This window comes from Embleya sp. NPDC005575 (genome assembly GCF_040605455.1).
In the GTDB taxonomy this organism is placed as follows: Bacteria; Actinomycetota; Actinomycetes; order Streptomycetales; family Streptomycetaceae; genus Embleya.
Map to the genome: position 1 here is coordinate 11,343 of NZ_JBEXCV010000007.1, position 17,813 is coordinate 29,155.

The 17,813-nt window shown below is 69.6% G+C and carries 13 protein-coding genes, 1 tRNA gene and 1 pseudogene; 7 read left to right on the forward strand and 8 right to left on the reverse strand.

The genetic code is table 11. The features are described from left to right. Nucleotides 1-68 precede the first annotated feature (68 nt). From pknB to ABZS54_RS03860, 6 genes and pseudogenes are all read right to left on the reverse strand, one after another. On the reverse strand, nt 69-1,970 hold the full coding sequence (gene pknB / locus ABZS54_RS03835) for a Stk1 family PASTA domain-containing Ser/Thr kinase (protein WP_355530716.1): 1,902 nt from the start codon (nt 1,968-1,970) through the stop codon (nt 69-71). A 206-nt stretch (nt 1,971-2,176) separates the two neighbouring features. Next, entirely contained in the window at nt 2,177-3,700 is a 1,524-nt protein-coding gene (locus ABZS54_RS03840) for a penicillin-binding transpeptidase domain-containing protein (protein ID WP_355530719.1), read from the reverse strand. A 337-nt stretch (nt 3,701-4,037) separates the two neighbouring features. After that, nucleotides 4,038-5,402 (reverse strand): annotated as a pseudogene (locus ABZS54_RS03845) (FtsW/RodA/SpoVE family cell cycle protein); the annotation flags it as partial. 10 nt (nt 5,403-5,412) lie between these two features. Then, nucleotides 5,413-6,999, reverse strand: a complete 1,587-nt coding sequence (locus ABZS54_RS03850) for a PP2C family serine/threonine-protein phosphatase (protein ID WP_355530722.1) — start codon at nt 6,997-6,999, stop codon at nt 5,413-5,415. Nucleotides 7,000-7,004: 5 nt separating this feature from the next. Beyond that, the gene (locus ABZS54_RS03855) at nt 7,005-7,538 is read right to left on the reverse strand and encodes an FHA domain-containing protein (RefSeq protein ID WP_355530725.1); all 534 of its coding nucleotides are present in this window, start codon (nt 7,536-7,538) and stop codon (nt 7,005-7,007) included. Nucleotides 7,539-7,548: 10 nt separating this feature from the next. Beyond that, nucleotides 7,549-8,439, reverse strand: a complete 891-nt coding sequence (locus ABZS54_RS03860; protein WP_355530728.1) for a DUF3662 and FHA domain-containing protein — start codon at nt 8,437-8,439, stop codon at nt 7,549-7,551. A gap of 387 nt (nt 8,440-8,826) precedes the next feature. Between ABZS54_RS03860 and ABZS54_RS03865 the strand changes: the two genes are divergently transcribed. Together ABZS54_RS03865 and ABZS54_RS03870 are read left to right on the forward strand one after the other, a co-directional pair. Next, a tRNA-Leu gene (locus ABZS54_RS03865) sits at nt 8,827-8,910 on the forward strand. Nucleotides 8,911-9,081: 171 nt separating this feature from the next. Beyond that, nucleotides 9,082-10,404: a DUF2252 domain-containing protein gene (locus tag ABZS54_RS03870; protein ID WP_355530731.1), complete on the forward strand. Its 1,323-nt coding sequence runs from the start codon at nt 9,082-9,084 to the stop codon at nt 10,402-10,404. A gap of 372 nt (nt 10,405-10,776) precedes the next feature. Here ABZS54_RS03870 and ABZS54_RS03875 read toward each other — a convergent pair whose 3' ends face one another. Next, on the reverse strand, nt 10,777-11,364 hold the full coding sequence (locus ABZS54_RS03875; protein ID WP_355530733.1) for a TetR family transcriptional regulator: 588 nt from the start codon (nt 11,362-11,364) through the stop codon (nt 10,777-10,779). A 182-nt stretch (nt 11,365-11,546) separates the two neighbouring features. Here ABZS54_RS03875 and ABZS54_RS03880 point away from each other — a divergent pair, with 182 nt between their 5' ends. Together ABZS54_RS03880 and ABZS54_RS03885 are read left to right on the forward strand one after the other, a co-directional pair. Then, nucleotides 11,547-12,356: a hypothetical protein gene (locus ABZS54_RS03880; RefSeq protein ID WP_355530885.1), complete on the forward strand. Its 810-nt coding sequence runs from the start codon at nt 11,547-11,549 to the stop codon at nt 12,354-12,356. 242 nt (nt 12,357-12,598) lie between these two features. Further along, the gene (locus tag ABZS54_RS03885) at nt 12,599-12,931 is read left to right on the forward strand and encodes a rhodanese-like domain-containing protein (protein WP_355530735.1); all 333 of its coding nucleotides are present in this window, start codon (nt 12,599-12,601) and stop codon (nt 12,929-12,931) included. Between the two features lie 24 nt (nt 12,932-12,955). Here ABZS54_RS03885 and ABZS54_RS03890 read toward each other — a convergent pair whose 3' ends face one another. Continuing rightward, a complete protein-coding gene (locus tag ABZS54_RS03890; RefSeq protein WP_355530737.1) occupies nt 12,956-13,645 on the reverse strand; it encodes a PaaI family thioesterase in 690 nt (229 codons plus the stop codon). A 122-nt stretch (nt 13,646-13,767) separates the two neighbouring features. Here ABZS54_RS03890 and ABZS54_RS03895 point away from each other — a divergent pair, with 122 nt between their 5' ends. From ABZS54_RS03895 to ABZS54_RS03905, 3 genes are all read left to right on the forward strand, one after another. Then, a complete protein-coding gene (locus ABZS54_RS03895; RefSeq protein ID WP_355530739.1) occupies nt 13,768-15,414 on the forward strand; it encodes an AMP-binding protein in 1,647 nt (548 codons plus the stop codon). Between the two features lie 229 nt (nt 15,415-15,643). Next, entirely contained in the window at nt 15,644-16,468 is an 825-nt protein-coding gene (locus ABZS54_RS03900) for a DUF5819 family protein (protein ID WP_355530741.1), read from the forward strand. Further along, nucleotides 16,455-17,744, forward strand: a complete 1,290-nt coding sequence (locus tag ABZS54_RS03905) for an HTTM domain-containing protein (RefSeq protein ID WP_355530743.1) — start codon at nt 16,455-16,457, stop codon at nt 17,742-17,744. The genes ABZS54_RS03900 and ABZS54_RS03905 overlap by 14 nt, the downstream gene beginning before the upstream one ends. Nucleotides 17,745-17,813: the final 69 nt, after the last annotated feature.

Here is a 17,813-nt window from a genome sequence, read left to right on the forward strand (position 1 = left end):
GGCCCGAGGCCCCGGAAGCGGTTGCTTCCGGGGCCTCGGGCCTTCCTGCGGGTGACTGGGGTCGGGGGTCAGTTGGGCCAATTGCCGTGGCCGCCGCGGAGGTCGCCGCCCGCGAGCGGATTGCCGCCGCGGTTGTCGCCGCCGCCGGACGGAGGCGGGGACGAACTGCCGGTGTTGCCACCGGGAGTGCCCGTCGAGTTGGACGGCGGTGGCGACGTGGTGGCCGGCTGCGGGCCCTTGGACACCGTGAGGTTGACGGTGCCGCCCTCGTTGATCTTCGAGTTCGCGCTCTCGCTCTGCTTGTAGACCTGTCCCGCCGGCTTGTCCGCCGTGTACTGGTCGGGGGACTTGGTGACCTTGAACCCGAGGTTCTCCAGCTTGGCCTTGGCTTCCTCGTACGAGAGGCCGACCACGCTCGGCACCTGTACCTGCGTCTTGCCGCTGAAGATGTTGAGGGTGACCTTCTCGCTCTCGTTCAGCTCGGTGCCGGAGTCGGGACTGACCGAGCACACCGTGTCGCGCTGGCAGCTGGTCAGCGTCTGGCTGCGCTGCACGTCGGCCACCAGGTTCGCGGCCTTGAGCTTGGCCGTGGCCTCTTCCTCGGACAGACCCTTGAGGCCGGTGGGCACGGTGGTCTTCTTCGGACCGCCGAAGGCCCAGACCTGGATCGTGTCGCCCTTCTTGGCACTCGTACCGGCCCGAGGGGTTTGCAGGCAGATGCTTTCCTTGGTCCCGGTGGCGCCCGGCGGACACTTCGACGGGTCGTCGTTCATGTTGATCTTGAAGCCGGCGTTCCCTACCGCCGTTTTGGCTTCGTCCAGGGACTTGCCGATCAGGGACGGCGTGCTCGCCGACGTGTCCTCACCGTCGCCCATCAGGGCCTTGCCCACGAAGAACGCGGCGACCAGGACGGCGATGCAGGCCAGGGCGAGCAGGATCCACGCGCCGCCCCGCGACTTGCGGGGCTCGTCCCGGCGGCGGTCGTTGTCGTCGAGTTCGTACTGCCCGGTGTTCGGCCCGCGACCGTGGGCCGGGATGACCTGTGTCGCCCCGCCCGCGGTCGGCGGCAGATACTGCGTCGCCGGATCGGCACCCATCGGCGCGGCCATCACGCTCGGTGCGCCCACCGGGAGCCCATGCAGGGCCCGCTCGATGTCGGCCCGCATCTCGTCGGCACTCTGGTACCGGTTGTCCGGGTTCTTCGCCAGCGACTTGAGCACGATCGAGTCGATCGTCGGCGAGACCTCCGGGTCGAAGGTGCTCGGCGGCAGCGGGTCCTCGCGGACGTGCTGATAGGCCACCGCGACCGGTGAGTCACCGATGAACGGCGGGCGTTCGGTGAGCAGTTCGTAGAGCAGGCAGCCGGTGGAGTACAGGTCGGTGCGGGCGTCCACGGTCTCGCCGCGGGCCTGCTCCGGGGAGAGGTACTGGGCGGTGCCGATCACGGCCGCGGTCTGGGTCATCGTCATGCCGTTGTCGGCCATGGACCGGGCGATGCCGAAGTCCATCACCTTGACCGTGCCCTGCCGGGTCAGCATGACGTTGGCGGGCTTGATGTCGCGGTGGATGATGCCGTTGCGGTGGCTGTACTCCAGGGCCTGGAGCACGCCGGCCGTCATCTCCAGCGCCCGTTCCGGCAGCAGCCGACGGCCGGAGTGCAACAGCTCGCGCAGCGTCGAGCCGTCCACGTACTCCATCACGATGTACGGGATCGAGATCCCGTCGATGTAGTCCTCACCGGTGTCGTAGACCGCGACGATCGCCGGGTGGTTCAGCGAGGCGGCGGATTGCGCCTCGCGTCGGAACCGGGCCTGGAACGTAGGGTCACGGGCAAGATCGGCGCGCAGTGTCTTGACCGCCACACTGCGTCCCAGACGAATGTCACGGCCCATGTACACCTCGGCCATGCCACCACGGCCGAGGACCGCGCCGATCTCGTACCGGTCGCCGAGGCGACGCGGCTCTTCCATAACTTCCAGCCCTTCCCTTACCGGTCCACGGCCTTCGGTCTTCGGCCGGCCGGGACCGAGGCGGTTGCCCGACCGGTCCGGCACGTTCTCCGACACGGTACCGGTGTGACGGCCCGGGGGGTCGCCACACCCGAGTCACGAGGACACGTCGGTATCTGATTGCAGTAGTGGTCGGAGTCTCTATCGGTGTGATTGCGGGCCATGGCTCACTTCTTGACCACGGCTTCCATCATTGCCTTGGCGATCGGGGCGGCAAGGCTGCTGCCGCTGACCTCGTTGCGCTCGGCGTCACTGTCCTCCACCACGACCGCCACGGCGACCTTCTTGCCGTCGGCGCCCTTGGCGTAGGAGACGAACCACGCGTAGGGCGGCTCGCTGTTCTTGACGCCGCGCTGCGCCGTGCCGGTCTTGCCACCGACGGTGACCCCGGGAATCTTGGCCGCCTTGCCGGTGCCGTTCTCGACGACGCCCTTCATCATGTCCTGGAGCATCTGCGCAACCTCGGGGGTGACGGCCTCGTTTGCCACCTCCGGCTGGGTCTTCTCAAGCACCGAGAGGTTCTGCGCGCGCAACTCGTCCACGAGGTAGGGCTTCATCACCTTGCCGTTGTTGACGATCCCGGCAACGACCATGGCCATCTGCATCGGGGTCGAGGCCACGCTGTCCTGGCCGATCGACGAGCGCATCAGCTGGCCCTGGTCCAGTCCGGCGGGGAACACGCTGGGGGCGACCCGGCTCGGGATGTCGAGCGGGTTCTGGTTGGTGCCCTTGCCGAAGTTGTTGAAGCCGAACGCGTCGGCCTGGGCCTTCACCTTCTCCTGGGACAACTGCTGACCGACGCTGGCGAACACGGTGTTGCAGGACATCTCAAGGGCCTTCTGCAACGTCGCGCCGTTGCACTCCTCGTGCGAGTCCGGGAGGAACTGAGTCGAGTTCGGGTAGAACAGCTTGCCGCCCTGGAGCGGGACGTTCGGCACGGTCTCCGGCTTGAACTGACCCGAGGACAGTGCCGCCGCGGCGGTGACCAGCTTGAAGGTCGAGCCGGGTGCGTAGGTGTACCGGATCGCCCGGTTGTCCATCGGCTTCTTCGGGTCGAAGTTGGTGTCCGGGGTCTTGCGCGTCTTGGACGTGTCCAGGGTCAACCCGTCGTACGCCTTCGAGGCCGCGTCGTTGTCGTTTTGGGCGAGCACGTTCGGGTCGTAGGACGGCGTGCTGACCATCGCGAGAACCTTGCCGGTGTCGGGGTCGATCGCGACCGCGGCGCCGGTCTTGCCGTCGAGGCCGTTGAACGCGGCCTCCTGCGCCTTGGCGTTGATCGTCAGCGCGACATTGCCGCCCCGGGTGCCCTTGTTCGTCACGGTGTCGAGCACCTTGCGGACGAACAGCCGGCTGTCCTTGCCGCTGAGGATGTCGTCTTCGAGCTTCTCGAGCAGGTTGCTGCCGAAGTAGGGCGAGATGTAGCCGGTGATCGGCGCGTACATCGGGCCGAACTCGTACTTGCGCAGGTACTCGAACTGCCGATCGTCGGTCTTGACCGAGCTGGTGATCGGCTTGCCTTCGACCAGGAAGTCGCCGCGCGGGTGCGAGTACTTCTCGTACGCCGCGCGTCTGTTGTGCTTGTTGTCCGCGTAGTCGTCGGCCTTGACGACCTGGACCCAGTTGGCCCGCAGCATCAGCGCCGCGACCAGGATCAGGCAGAAGACGGAGACCCGCCTCAAAGGCTTGTTCACGGTATGTCCCTCCCCTGGGCTTGCGTTGCGGCGGCGGCCGTCACTGTTGCTGCCCGCCGGAGCCGCTCTGGCCCGGTGGGCCGTATGGCGTTCCGCCGCCGGGGTTCGGCGGGGGAACGAATGGTCTGGGTGGCGTCGGGGATCCGCCCGAGGACGGTGGCCCGCCGGGTGCGCTCGGCACCCCGCCCGCCACGGTCAGCGCCTCGGGAGAGGCGGAGCCGTCGGCCGGCGTCGCACTCGGTGGTGGCGGGGTGGAGCCGGCGGCGGGCGTGGCGCTTCGCCCCGAGGCATGCGAGCCGCGTCTGGGCGCGACACCCTCGCTCGGATCGAACGCGCCGGCCGGTGGCGCCGGTCTGCGGGCTGTATCGCTGATCCGGATCAGGATCGCCACCAGGGCCCAGTTGGTGATCACGGACGAACCACCCTGCGCCAGGAAGGGCATCGTCATACCGGTGAGCGGGATCAGTCCGGTGACGCCGCCCGCCACGATGAAGACCTGGAGCGCGAGCGCGATCGACAGGCCCGCCGCGAGCAGTTTGCCGAACGGATCGCGAGCGGCCAACGCGGTACGCAGGCCGCGCTCGATCAGCAGCGCGTACACCATGAAGATGGCCATCATTCCGGCGAGACCCAGCTCTTCACCGACCGTGGTGAGAATGAAGTCGCTGCGCGCCGCGAAACCGATCTCGGTGGGGTGACCCTGGTTGAGACCGGTGCCGAGCAGCCCGCCGGTGCCGTAGCCGAACAGCGCCTGGGCCAGCTGCTGCGATTTCCCGGGCGCAGGGTGGGCGTACGCGTCCATCGGGTCCATCCAGGCCGCGACCCGGTCGTGCACGTGCGGTTCGAGCGTGCCGACCATGGCCGCGCCGGCCACGGCCATCACAACGCCGAACAGCAGCCAACTGGTGCGCTCCGTGGCGACGTAGAGCATCACCACGAAGACGCCGAAGAACAGCAGCGAGGTACCGAGGTCGCGTTCGAAGACCAGGATCAGGATGCTGAGCAGCCAGACCACGATGATCGGGCCCATGTCCCGGCCACGCGGGAAGTACAGGCCCATCACCTTGCGGCTGGCCAGCGCCAGCGCGTCGCGCTTGGCCATCAGGTAGCCCGCGAAGAAGATGGTGATCACGATCTTGGTGAACTCGCCGGGCTGGATCGAGAACGGTCCGAGCCGGATCCAGATCTTGGCGCCGTAGGTGTCACCCGGGAACGGGATGGGGGACACCAGCAGCACCAGGGCCAACGCCATGAACGTGTAGGTATAGCGCTGCAGCAGACGGTGGTCGCGCAAGGCGACCACCACGACCGCGAACAGGGCGACACCGATCGCCGAGTACATCAGCTGGGACCCGGCCGCCGCGGTGCCCTTGGCGCCGTTGAGGAGGCCGACTCCCTGGATGATGTCCAGGTCGAGCCGATTGATGAGCATCAGGCCCATGCCGTTGAGGAAGGTGGCCAACGGCAGCAGCAGCGGGTCGGCGTACGGCGCGAACTTGCGCACCAGCAGGTGTGCGAGGCCCGCGAAGACGCCCAGGCCGAGCCCGTACTTGACCAGGCTCCCCACCGGCAGTGACCCGTCCCCCGCCAGTCCCACGTTGGCATAAGCCAGCATCGGCACCAGAACCGCGAAGCCGAGCATCATCAGCTCGGTGTTGCGGCGATTCGGTGCGGCTTGGGGGGTGATCGTCGTGTTGCTCACGGCGCTCCCCTCAGTTCGTTCCGGTGGTTCCGGGCAGTCGCGGATAGCACTGCTTGGCCAGGTCGGCCTCTTCGGCGGAGAGTCCCGATCCGGGCGCCTCCGGCGCCGCGGCCGGCGGCGACGAACTCGGTGGCGCCGAACTCGCCGGTGTGGTTGGGCTCGTGGTCGAGGTGCCTCGGCCCTTGGACCCAGGGTCGGCCGTTGACGGCGACGAGCTTCGAGTGCTTCGCGATGCGGTGGTCGGGGTGTGCTTGGCGACCGGCGCGTTGCTCTGCAGCGTGGCCGGAAAGCCCGGGTTCTGCTGTGGGAACGTGTCCACGCTGCCCGCGGGCTGCCCGCCCGGGTTGCCCTCGGCCGCCTTCTTCGCTTCGTCCGCCGCATACGCCCTGCGACACACGTCGGCCTGCCGCTTGAGCCGGTCGATGGTGTGCCGCGCCTCGGTCAGGCTGGCCGCGTCGAGTGTGCTGTTGACCGCGTCCCTGTTGGTCTGGCCGATCATCGTGAGCTTCAGGTCGTCGTAGCTCTGGTAGGTGCTCGCGAGATTGAGACCCAGGATCTTCGAGTCGATCCCCCGGTAGATCGCGACGTGGTCTCCTTTGTCGGCCACGAAGTATTGCGTCTGCGTCCAGTAGTACGCGCCGCCGAGCGCGGCCACGAGCACCGCGAGCCCGCCCCAGATCGGCAGCGTCCTGCGCAGCGTGGACTTCGGCTTGGGCTTGCGCCGACTGCCCGGCTCGGAGACCAGGGCCTCGGTCTCGTACTCGCCTGCGGTCAACTCACGGGCCCGAGAGGCGGGTGTGGTCGGCAGTGTCGAGGTGTCGTCCACGACGGTGGCCACCGCGCCGACCACGATCGGGCTGTCGGAGGGCTGATCGGCCGGGTCCACCACGTCCGCGACGATGCAGGTGATGTTGTCGGGGCCGCCGCCGCGCAGCGCGAGCTGGATCAGCTCCTGCACCGCGTCGCCGGGGTTGCCGTAGGTCAGGAGGGTGCCCTCCATCGTCTCCCGACTGACCACCCCCGACAGGCCGTCGCTGCAGATCAGGTAACGATCGCCGGGGCGTGCCTCGCGCACCGACAGGTCCGGCTCGACGTGGCCGCGCCCGTCCAGGGCACGCATCAACAGCGAGCGCTGCGGATGGTGGTCGGCTTCCTCCTCGGTGATGCGGCCCTCGTCGACCAGGCGCTGCACCCAGGTGTGGTCCTGGGTGATCTGTTCCAGGGCGCCGTCACGCAGGAGGTAGGCACGGGAGTCGCCGATGTGGGCGAGGCCGAGTCGGCTCCCCGTCCACAACAGCGCGGTCAACGTGGTCCCCATGCCCTCGAGCTGGGGGTCGTCGTCGACCATCACACGCAGTCGGTCGTTGGCGCGATCGACCGCCGAACGCAGCGCGTCCAGCAGGTCGGCTCCGGGCACGTCCTCGTCGAGTTCGACGATGGTGGACAGGACTTCGGAGCTGGCGACTTCGCCCGCTGCCTGCCCGCCCATGCCGTCGGCGACCGCGAGCAGGCGAGGGCCGGCGTAGCCGGAGTCCTCGTTGCCTTCTCGGATCATGCCCTTGTGGGATCCGGCGGCGAAGCGGAGAGAGAGGCTCATTCAGGCTACCTGCGCAGCTCGATAACGGTCTTGCCGATACGGATCGGCGCTCCGAGCGGCACGGGGGTCGGACCGGTCAGGCGCGTACGGTCCAAGTAGGTACCGTTCGTCGACCCGAGGTCTTCGACCACCCAGCTGCCGTCGGGCGCAGGGTAGATGCGGGCGTGCCGACTGGACGCGTAGTCGTCGTCGAGCACGATGGTCGAATCGTGGGCCCGGCCGATGGTGATCTGCTGGTCCGTCAGATTTATCGTCGTGCCGGTCAGCGAGCCCTCGGTGATCACCAGCTTGCTGGGATTGTTGCGCTGGCCGCGGCGGGGCCGGGCCTGCTGCCGCTGCGGGGGCGGAGCCGGCTGCGCCTGCTGAGGCGGAGTGGCACCTCCTCCGGCGGCGGGCGCGGCGGTTCTGCGCCGCGCGGGTCGTTGGGTCACGCGTGTGCCGAAGAGGTCGCTACGGATCACCTGTACGGCGACGATCACGAACAACCACAGCACAGCGAGGAAACCCAACCGCATAACGGTGAGGGTCAGCTCAGACATGCGCCCGTTGTCACCCCTCGGCTTGGCGGAACACGACAGTGGTGCTGCCGAGCACGATGCGCGATCCGTCGCGCAGACCGGCACGCTGACAGTGCTGGCCGTCGACGACGATCCCGTTGGTCGAACCGAGGTCCGTGATCGACGCCGGAGCGCCGATGCGGATCTCGGCGTGGTGCCGCGAGACGCTCGGATCGTCCACGCGAACTTCCACATCGGTGCTGCGGCCCAACTTCACGACCGGGGCAGTGAGCTCGTGACGCACCCCGTTGACCTCCAGCCAGGTACGCAGCCGTGATGCCGGCGGCGGACTCTGACCGTAGGCCGCCTGCTCCCCCGGCTGCGGCCGGGGAGGCGTCGGCGTTCCCGGGGTCCCGGGCGGGCCGAAGGGTGGTGGTGCGGGCACCCCGGGCGGGGGTGTCCCGCCGGGCCGACCGTATCCATAACCCTGAGGTGGCTGCTCCGGTTGCGGCCCCCCGCCCGGGAAGGGCGGTTGGTGTGGGGGCTGCTGTTGATCGTGGTGCGACTGACTGCCTGCGAGTGCCTGACTGCGCACACGGTACAGACCCGTGTCCAAGTCGTCGGCATGCTCGAAGTGGACCTCGACCGGACCGATGAACGAATAGCGCTGTTGTTGCGCGTAGTCCCGCACCACGGTCGCCAGTTCGCCGCCGAGTTGCTGCACGTACGGGCTCAGGCGCTCATAGTCGTGTTGGCCGAGCTCGACGACGAAGTCGTTCGGGACCATGGTTCGGTCTCGGTTCCAGATCGTCGCGTTGTTGTCGCACTCGCGCTTGAGCGCGCTGGCGATCTCGACGGGCTGGACATCCGACTTGAACGCCTTGGCGAAGGCGCCGTTGACCAGGCCCTCAAGCCGTTGCTCGAACTTCTTCAGGGGACCCACGGGCACCTCCTTCCGTACGCGATCGGCCGGTCCGGTCCTACAGTCTGCTCACTGATCGTATCCACGCGTGGGAAACGGGCGCGGTTCCCTACCGTGGCCACTGTAAGGAGTGTTGGCTTTCACAGGGATTCCTACACCCTGTTGCTCCCTCAGTGGCTCGCTTGCAGTAGTTGTCCCGCGACCGTGTGCGTGGACGGGGTCGAAGCCCGTTCACCGTACGGTGCAGGGCAAGCATGCCGGAGAGGCGGGGGTCGTGGGGATCCCGGTCCACAAAGATGAACCGTTGGTTGCTGTGGGTGTCCATACGGATGCTCATGGTGTGAGCGGTGCGGCCTGCGGGTATGGATTCGTATCGGACCTTCGGCCCGTGCTAATCTTTGATTGCTCGCGCGGGTGGCGGAATAGGCAGACGCGCTGGATTCAGGTTCCAGTGCCCGAAAGGGCGTGGGGGTTCAACTCCCCCCTCGCGCACCGAGCAAAGGCCCCAGGTCATCGACCTGGGGCCTTTCTGTATCTCCGGCCGGGTGAGCCCGGCTGTGTCTTGGTGGTGGGCCGTGCGCTTGATCCGGGGAGGATCGGTACATGTCGGGGACTTCGGCAGGGCGGGAATTCATCGTTCCGGGTTTTCGGGACAGGTCGGATGTGGCGTCGAAGGCGCGGGGCAAGGGGCTGCGCGAGCGCGTGTCGCGGACCGCGCACGCGGGCTTCGAACCCGCGGTGGATCGGCCCGATGTGGTGGAGAGCGTCGAGCGGGCCAATATCGGGCGGCTCGATCATCTGGTGCCGCTGCGGATCGGACGGATGGCGGCCTCGCCGTTCGCGTTCCTGCGCGGCTCGGCCGGGTTGATGGCGGCCGATCTCGCGGCGCAGCCGGTCACCGGATTGACCGGGCAGATCTGCGGTGACGCGCACGCCGGGAACTTCGGGGTGTTCGGCACCGCCGAGGGTCGGCTCGTGATGGACCTCAACGACTTCGACGAGACCGTGCAGGGACCGTGGGAGTGGGACCTCAAACGACTGACCGCCTCGCTCGTGGTGGCCGGTCGGGTCGGCGGCCTGGACGCGGACGCGTGTCGCAAGGCCGCCTACGACGCCGCGGCCTCCTATCGCAAGACGATGACGGTGCTGGCCCGGATGCCGGTGTTGCAGGCGTGGCACGCGATCGCCGACGAGTCGCTGGTGGCGCACGCGGACGCGGCCGAGTTGTCCGGTCTGCTGGCCCAGGTCACCGCGAAGGCCCGGCGCAACACCAGCGCCCGGTTCGCGGCCAAGGCGACCCGGCGGCGCTCCGACGGCACCTGGCACTTCGTCCCGGAGCCGCCGGTGCTCACCTCGGTGGACGACGCGCTCGCCCATGCGGTGGCGGCCGGCCTGGAGAGTTATGTGGACACGCTCTCCACCGAGCGCCGGCCTTTGCTGGCCCGCTTCGCGATCGAGGACGTGGCGTTTCGGGTGGTGGGCACCGGCAGTGTCGGCACCCGAGCCTACGTGGTGCTGTTGTTGGGCAACGGCGACGAGCCGCTGGTACTCCAGGTGAAGGAGGCGCGGCCCTCGGCGCTCGCGCCGTATCTGCCGCCTGTGCACGTCGAGCACGAGGGGCGCCGGGTCGTGGTGGGCCAGAAGTGGATGCAGGCCGGTACCGACTCGCTGCTCGGGTGGACCTCGATCGACGGGCACGCGTACATGGTGCGCCGGTTCCGCAACATGAAGGGGAGTATCGACCCGAGCGTGCTGGCCGCACACGAGATAGACGACTACGCCCGGATGACCGGCGCGCTGCTGGCCCGCGCGCACAGTCATTCGGTGGACCCCAAGGTGCTCGCGGGCTACTGCGGCAAGAGCGACCGGCTGGACGACGCGTTCGCCCGGTTCGCGGTGCGCTACGCGGATCGCACCGAGGCCGACCACGAACAACTGCTCGCGGCCGTGCGATCGGGGCGGCTGCCGGCCGAGACCGGGGTCTGACCCCGGGGCGCGGGCGGCCGGCGAACAGCCGTGCCGCCGGCGCGGCCGCCGGGACGTCGGCGGACAGGTCCGAGATCGCGGGGATCTGCCGACCCCGATGGCGCGGCGGTCCGCGAGTGTGGGGTGCGGGTGTGCCGCCTCGTGCGCGTCGCCGCGCACGAGGGCTTGTGGTCCACGCGCGCCACCGGGGATCCCCGACGCGAGCGCGGCCGTTGCCTCGGGGACGAAGTGTGCGTCGGTGCGACGGGGGTCAGTGGATCCGCGGGGACGAGCAGGACCTCGGCACGCCTTCCCCGGGGGATGACGTCATGGGAAGGCCGGCATTGCGTGGGCATGCCGGATGAAGGGTGGACCCTTCATCCGGCCGTGCGCCTATGACTGCTTCATCGATGCGATGGACGCTCGCGTGAACTCGATGAGGTGCTTGCGCCGGTTCGCCCGGGCCTCCTCGGATTCCGAGTCGGCCCCGAGCAGTACCCGCGACATCTGCGGCATCGTCTGTTGCCAGGCGGCGACGCCGATGAGCGAGAAGAGCAGTTGGGCGACGTCGGGCGAGGGCTTCACGCCGAGATGATCGGCGAACTCCTGAAGTTTCGCGGCGTAGCTCGTGACTCGCCGCTCCTCGTCCGGAACCGGGTCGTGGCCGTAGTACAACGCCTCCCACACCAGCAGCCGGAGCAGCTCCGGGCGGGCGCAGTAGAAGTCGTAGACCTGGGCGATGTACTCGGCCGGGTCGGCATTGGGCATCGTGACGACCGTGTTGAGCTCCTGGAGCGACTCCGTCAGCACGTGCTGGAAGAGCTGCTCCTTGTTGCCGAAGTACGCGTAGATGCGCTCCTTGTTCACCCCGGCGCGCAGGGCGATGCGGTCGACGCGGGCGCCGGCGATGCCGTGCTCGGCGAACTCCGCGCGGGCGGCGTCGAGAAGTTTGGCTCGGGTGCGTGCGGTGTCGGGCGGCATGGCTGGATCTTATCCCCTCTAGCCAACTGCTTTGTTGGATCGACTGGCCAGGGACGGCCTGACCATGCTGCCCTACCACATAGGCTGCTGGGGGGTGTTGCGAGTGATTTGATCTTCAAAGTCCGGCAGACGCGCCCGCCGGCCGGTGTCGCGCGGGAACAGAACAGCACACAAGGGACGTGATGGACGAGGTCAGCGCGCCGACCCCCTGGTCGGACCCCGAAATCGCCGAGTTGGAACGACAGGTCGCCGCGGCGGAGACCGCGCTGCTCGACGACGAAGTGGATGTGACGACCCTTCAGGTCGAGCTGGACAACCTGGCGATCGTGCACCACCGCCGGCTGGGACCGCTGTACGAGCGTCTCGACGAGTTGGACGCACTGATCGCGGAGGCGATTGCGGCGCACACCGGCGATCCGGCCGACATCCGGCGCGCGGTCGAATTGCGTGGTGTGGTCACGGACATGCCGGACCTCGACTCGCTTCTGGGCGCCCTCGACGGCGCGGGCGCGGCGGCGGGCGAGGCGGCCGACGAGCCGATGCCGGTGCCCGAGGTGCATCGGGTCAGCCCCGGTGCCGAGGCGCGCAAGCTCTTTCGCGAGCTTGCCCGCCGGGCGCACCCGGACCTGGTCCAGGATCCCGAGGAGAAGCAGCGCCGAGGCACCTTCATCGCCCGGGTGAACGCCGCCTACGCGCGCGGCGACGTGACCGAGCTGTTGGCCCTCGGTACGGAATGGGCGACCTCCCCGGAGGGGGCGATCGGTCCGGACGCGGAGAGCCGGGGGCAGTGGCTGCGCAGCCGGCTGGCCTGGCTCACCCACCGGCGGGCCGAGCTGGCCGGCTTGCGCGATCAGCTGATGGAGGGCGCGATGGGGCAACTGCTCGAGCTCGCCCCGAACGACCCGGACGGGCTGCTTGAGCACCTGGCCGATCAGCTCCTGCACGACATCGCGGAGAAGGAGAAGGTGCTCGGCACGCTCGTCGATCCCTGACCGCGGGCCGGTCGGACGGGCCGTGCCCGCTCCCGGGCCGGCCGGATGGGCGTCGGTCGGCCCGGGAGGGTTGCCGTCCAGCCTGCTCCCGGGGTAGGCACACAGCCGGCATTTCGGTCGCGTGTCGTGCGGGCGGCCCGGGTGGTTCGCTCTTTCGAGGCACGTGGGCGCGGCGCCGATGGCCGACAATGTGCGGTGAGCGCGGCCGGACGGGTCCGGACGCCTGACCTCCCGGAGATCCGATGCACCTGTCGCCCCCGCCGGCCGTGTCCGCAGCTGCGGTCCCTGACGACGCCTTCGTCCTGGATGTACGGGAGGTGCACGAATGGGACGCCGGTCATGTGGCCGGTGCCCGGCACATCCCGATGAGCACGCTCCTGGAGCGGATCGACGAGGTCCCGCACGATACGCGCGTGTACGTGATGTGCCGCGTCGGCGGCCGGTCCGCCCAGGTCACCCACTACCTGGGGCAGCAGGGCTGGGACGCGATCAACGTCGACGGCGGGATGCTGGCGTGGGAGGCCGCCGGCCGGCCCATGGTGAGCGAGACGCAGACCGCCCCGGCGGTGGTGTGACTCCCGGATCGGCCGCGGGTCCGGTCAGGACCGGCGTTCCGCGATGAACACCGCTGTCGCCTCGGCGGTCACCTCGCCGGCGGCGCGGACCTCACCGGTCGCGAAGCTCTTGCGGCCTTCGCGACCGGTCCAGCGCCCGGTCAGCTCCAGCGGCACGTCGTAGGGCGTGGCCCGGCGGTAGCGGATGTCCAGCCCGGCGGTCAGCCCGGGTGCCCCGGCCGCGGACGCGGCGACGCCGAGCAGCTGGTCGAGCACGACCGCCACGATCCCGCCGTGCGCCCGGGCGGGCGGCCCGCCGTGGGCCGCGGTCAGCGTGCAGTGGGCGCGGATCTCCACCGATTCCGGGTCGGCCGCCGCGTCCGGCCTCGGCTCGACCTCCTCGAAGACCAGCCTGGGCGCCTGCGGGTTGAGTCGACCCGAGCCCATCTGGGTCAGGTGCTCCAGCCGGCCGTTCGGATACCGGATCAGGGACACCGCCTGCGGGCGTCGGGCGGCGCCCAGCAGTGCGGTCAGCTCGGCGACCCGTCGGGCCGCGTCCGCGCGCACCGCCGCGTCCACGTCCGTCCACACCACCGCCTCGACCAGGTCCCGCACCCGGTCCGCGAGGTCCAGCGCCTCCGCGCTCACGCTGGAGGGTCCGGGCAGCGTGCCGGCCATCAGCTCGGCGAGGGCGGTGGCCGAGGCCGGCGGCAGCGGCCTGGTGTTCGAGTTCATACCCGTACCTCCGTGACACTTTTCTTGATCTTGCCAAGAATGCGGGCAAAGAATATGACGGTGCATCAGATCTAACGGTCTATCAGATCCGGCGTGACCGGATCTCGGTGAGGGAGTGCGGCATGGTGACGATCGCGGAACTCGTGCATCGCCAGTGGGGCGACCAACGGACCGGGCTCCACTTCGAGGATCGAACCTGGACGCACCACGAACTCGCCCGAGCCGCCGCCGTCCGGGCGGCACTGCTCACCGAACTGTTGCCGCGCGGCGTCGAGCCGCACGTGGGCGTCCTGCTCGACAACGTGCCCGAGTTCCCGCACTGGCTCTCCGGCGCGGCGGTGGCGGGCGCCACCCTCGTGGGAGTGAACTCCACGCGGCGCGGCGCGGAGCTGGCGCGCGACATCACGCACGCCGAGTGCCGGGTGATCGTCACCGAGCGCGCGCACCTGCCGCTGCTGGAGGGGCTCGACCTGGGCATCCCGGCGGAGCGGATCCTGGTGGTCGACGACCCCGAGTACGACGAACTGCTGCGCCCGTACGCGGACGCCGCGCTGCCCGCCCTGGTCGCGGACCCCGCGGACCGCCTGTTGATCGTGTTCACCTCCGGGTCCACCGGCGCGCCCAAGGGCGTGGTCTGCTCGCAGGGCCGGTTGGCCGGCGCCGGGACGGTGTTGTCCGAGCAGTTCGGCTTCGGGCCGGACGACGTCAACTACATCTGCATGCCCATGTTCCACGGCAACGCGTTGATGGCGAACTGGTCGCCGGCGCTGCGGGCGGGCGGGGCGGTCGCGTTGCGCCGGCGGTTCTCGGCGTCCGCGTTCCTGCCCGACATCCGTCGCTACGGCGCGTCCTACTTCACCTACGTGGGCCGGGCGATCTCCTATCTGCTCGCCACCCCGGAGCGGCCCGACGACCGGGAGAACCCGCTGCGCGCCGGGTTCGGCACCGAGGCGGGTGCGGTGGACATGGCGCGCTTCGAAGCCCGCTTCGGATGTGCGCTCACCGAGGGGTACGGCTCCTCGGAGGGCGGGATGAGCGTCAACTGGCGGCTGGGCACGCCCGCGGGCGCCGTCGGGCCGTGTCCCGAGCACGCCGCCGTGCTCGATCCGGCGACCGGCCGGGAGTGTGCCCGGGCCGAGTTCGACGCGGCGGGTCGGCTCGTCAACGGGGACGCGGCGATCGGCGAGTTGGTCAACACCGGGCGCAACGGGTTCGAGGGGTACTGGCGCAACGAGGAGGCGTCGGCGGCCCGGGCGCGCGACGGGCAGTACTGGACGGGCGACCACTTCTACCGGGACACGGCCGGATACCTCTACTTCGCCGCCCGCGCGGACGACAAGCTGCGGGTGGACGGCGAGAACCTGGCGGTGGCCGGCATCGAGGGCATCCTCGCGCGCTTCGCGCCGTTCGAGGTCGTGGTCGTGTACGGGGTGCCGGACCCGGTGACCGGGGATCAGGTGATGGCGTGCGTGCAGGTGCGCGAGGGCGCCGTGTTCGACCCGCGGGAGTTCGCCGCCTTCATGGCCGAGCAACCGGACCTGGGCACCAAGATGGCGCCGACGTTCGTGCGGGTGGTGGACGAGGTGCCGACCACCGCGACCAACAAGGTGCACAAGGTCGGCCTGCGGCGTGCGGGCTTTCGGGGGGAGGGGCAGGTGTGGTGGCGGCCCGAGCGTGGCGCGGCGTACCGGCTCCTCGACGACGCCGGGCGGGAGGAACTGCTCGGCCGCTACCGGGCGCACGACCGCGAGGGCGTGCTGGACCTGTGAGCCGGTTGTGAGGGGTGCGACCCCGGCCCCGGCATGCCCGCACCCCCGTGCCGGACATCGCCGCGGAATCGGAGCCGCACCGGCGCTCAGAGTAGAACACGTTCTATGGTCACGGAAACCGTCTCGACCGTGTGGTTGGTGACGGTTCCGGTACGTCCGGCGGACCGGACCCGGTAGCGTGCCGGCAGCACGGGTCCGGACCGGCGGACCCATCGACCACGGGAGAGGCATGCAGTCGCCTGACGACGCGGCGCCCGGGCAACCGGCGGATCGGTCGAACCCCGGTTCCGAAGCCGGTGCGACGGCGGTGGGCACCTCGACCGCCGACACGACGGCGGACCGGGCCCCGGCACCGGATCCGGCCCGGCCACCGGCCTGGATCCCGGCACAGGCGGGGGAACGCGCCCCCGTCGACACACCGATCGAGACGGCGGTGCCCTCCGACGAGCGGCGTTCGACCGCGGTGCGTTCGATCTCCGCGCTGTTCGCCGTGCTCGCGATCCTGGTGACCCTGGTCCACGTGTTCTTCGTGTTCCTGCACGTCGCGCCCGGCAACGCGGTGAGCCAGGACTACCGCAAGCAGACCGGCACCTGGATCTACCCGTACTTCGAGCAGAACTGGGCGCTGTTCGCGCCCAATCCGATGTCGGAGAACTTTCGTTTGCAGGCCCAGTCGCGGGTGCGCAACGCGGACGGCACCGTCGTCGAGTCCGGCTGGACCGACCTGACCGGGGACGACCTGGACCACATCCGGGGCAACCTCTATCCCAGCAAGGCCGACCAGAACATGATCCGGCGCGCGTGGTCGAGCTACGCCGACGCGCACGACGCCAAGGACGAGTCGGCGATCGGCACGCGCGGTCCGCTGACCCAGCGCTACCTGCGCCGGATCGTGGTGCACCGGTTCCAGGACGCGGGAGCGAACCGCGGACTCGAATCCGTGCGAATCCGGGTCGCGACCACGCCGATCGGCAAGCCGGACGCGAAGACCGAGCCGGAAACCTCATACCGCACGCTCGGCTGGTGGGAGACGAAGCCCGATGACTTCCGCTGAGCCGCAGCCGCGCGTCGCGGCGAGTGCGTATCGCCGGGTGGAGGACGCCGTCGGCGGGTGGCTGGTGCGCGCCCTCGACACCGTCAGCACCCGTACCTTCGCCGTGCATCAGGCGGCCCTGTTGCGGATCGGCTACGGCCTGGTCTTCCTGGTCGGCCTGCTCCGCGAGTACGTCAACCGCCGGGAGATCTGGGGTGACCAGTCGGCCTGGTCACCGGACATGGCCCGGGAGTTGCTGGGCGGCATCGGCGGGGTGAGCCTGCTCCTGGAGAGCAACTCGCGCCTGTGGTTCGAGGGCGTCTACATCGCGGCGATCGTGATCTGCGCGCTGTTCGTGCTCGGGTGGCACACCCGGGCGATGAGCATCATGTTCGCGATCATGGTCGTGTCCTTCAACAGCCGGTCCATCCTGATGACCGACGGCGGCGACACCGTCCTGCTGCTGATGGCGATCTACCTCGCATTCACCGCGTGCGGACGGGTGTGGTCGCTGGACGCGCGCCGGGCCAGGCGCACCGGGATCCGCCCGGGCACCGGCCCCGGACACGAGGTCGGCGTGCTGGTCGCACTGATCGCGATGGTCGCGCTCGGCACCACCTGCCGCGGTGACTCGTGGTCCCTGGATCCCGAGTTCTCCTTCGCGTTCGTCTGCCGCTGGATCTGGATCCCCGGGATAGGGGTCGCCTTCGGCGCGCTGTGGCGGCTGCCGCGCCAGGTCGAACAGGTACGAGCCGGCCTGGTGACCGTCGTGCACAACTGCGCGCTGTTCGTGATCGCCGCCGAGGTGTGCTTCATCTACGGCGCGGCCGGGCTGTACAAGGTGCAGGGCTCGTACTGGCAGGACGGCACGGCCATGCACTACGTGCTGAACCTGGAGTACTTCGCGCCGTGGCCCGGGCTCAGCCACATGCTCGGCGAGAACGCGGAGATGGGCGTGCTGTTGGCCTACCTCACGGTGTTCGTCCAGGTCGGCTTCGTGTTCATGCTCTTCGCCAAGCGGGTCAAGTACGTCGCGATCGTGATCCTGCTCGGCATGCACTTCGGCATCGCGATCATGTTGGGCCTGCCCGCGTTCTCCGCGTCCATGTCGGTGGGCGACGCGTTGTTCCTGCCCACCACGTTCCTGATCTGGACCCGAACGCGGGTCGTCACCCGCCTGACGGCTCGGCTGCGCCGCGGGCCGGCCGCGGCGCGATCGGCACCCGTGGTCGGCGCGGAGCCGCCCGTGCCGGGCACGTCCGAAGGACTCGAAGGAGTGGCCTCGGGCCGGGTCTGATCCGGCTGTGCCGGTGGGGTCCCGGTGCCGGCGGCGCACGCCGCCGCCGGGCGTCCGGGACCCGTTCGA

Coding starts and splice junctions, on each gene's coding strand:
- pknB (WP_355530716.1), bottom strand. CDS start 1,970: ATGGAAGAGCCGCGTCGCCTCGGCGACCGGTACGAGATCGGCGCGGTC.
- ABZS54_RS03900 (WP_355530741.1), top strand. CDS start 15,644: ATGCAGTCGCCTGACGACGCGGCGCCCGGGCAACCGGCGGATCGGTCG.
- ABZS54_RS03905 (WP_355530743.1), top strand. CDS start 16,455: ATGACTTCCGCTGAGCCGCAGCCGCGCGTCGCGGCGAGTGCGTATCGC.
- ABZS54_RS03880 (WP_355530885.1), top strand. CDS start 11,547: ATGGACGAGGTCAGCGCGCCGACCCCCTGGTCGGACCCCGAAATCGCC.
- ABZS54_RS03890 (WP_355530737.1), bottom strand. CDS start 13,645: ATGAACTCGAACACCAGGCCGCTGCCGCCGGCCTCGGCCACCGCCCTC.
- ABZS54_RS03850 (WP_355530722.1), bottom strand. CDS start 6,999: ATGAGCCTCTCTCTCCGCTTCGCCGCCGGATCCCACAAGGGCATGATC.
- ABZS54_RS03875 (WP_355530733.1), bottom strand. CDS start 11,364: ATGCCGCCCGACACCGCACGCACCCGAGCCAAACTTCTCGACGCCGCC.
- ABZS54_RS03895 (WP_355530739.1), top strand. CDS start 13,768: ATGGTGACGATCGCGGAACTCGTGCATCGCCAGTGGGGCGACCAACGG.
- ABZS54_RS03855 (WP_355530725.1), bottom strand. CDS start 7,538: ATGTCTGAGCTGACCCTCACCGTTATGCGGTTGGGTTTCCTCGCTGTG.
- ABZS54_RS03885 (WP_355530735.1), top strand. CDS start 12,599: ATGCACCTGTCGCCCCCGCCGGCCGTGTCCGCAGCTGCGGTCCCTGAC.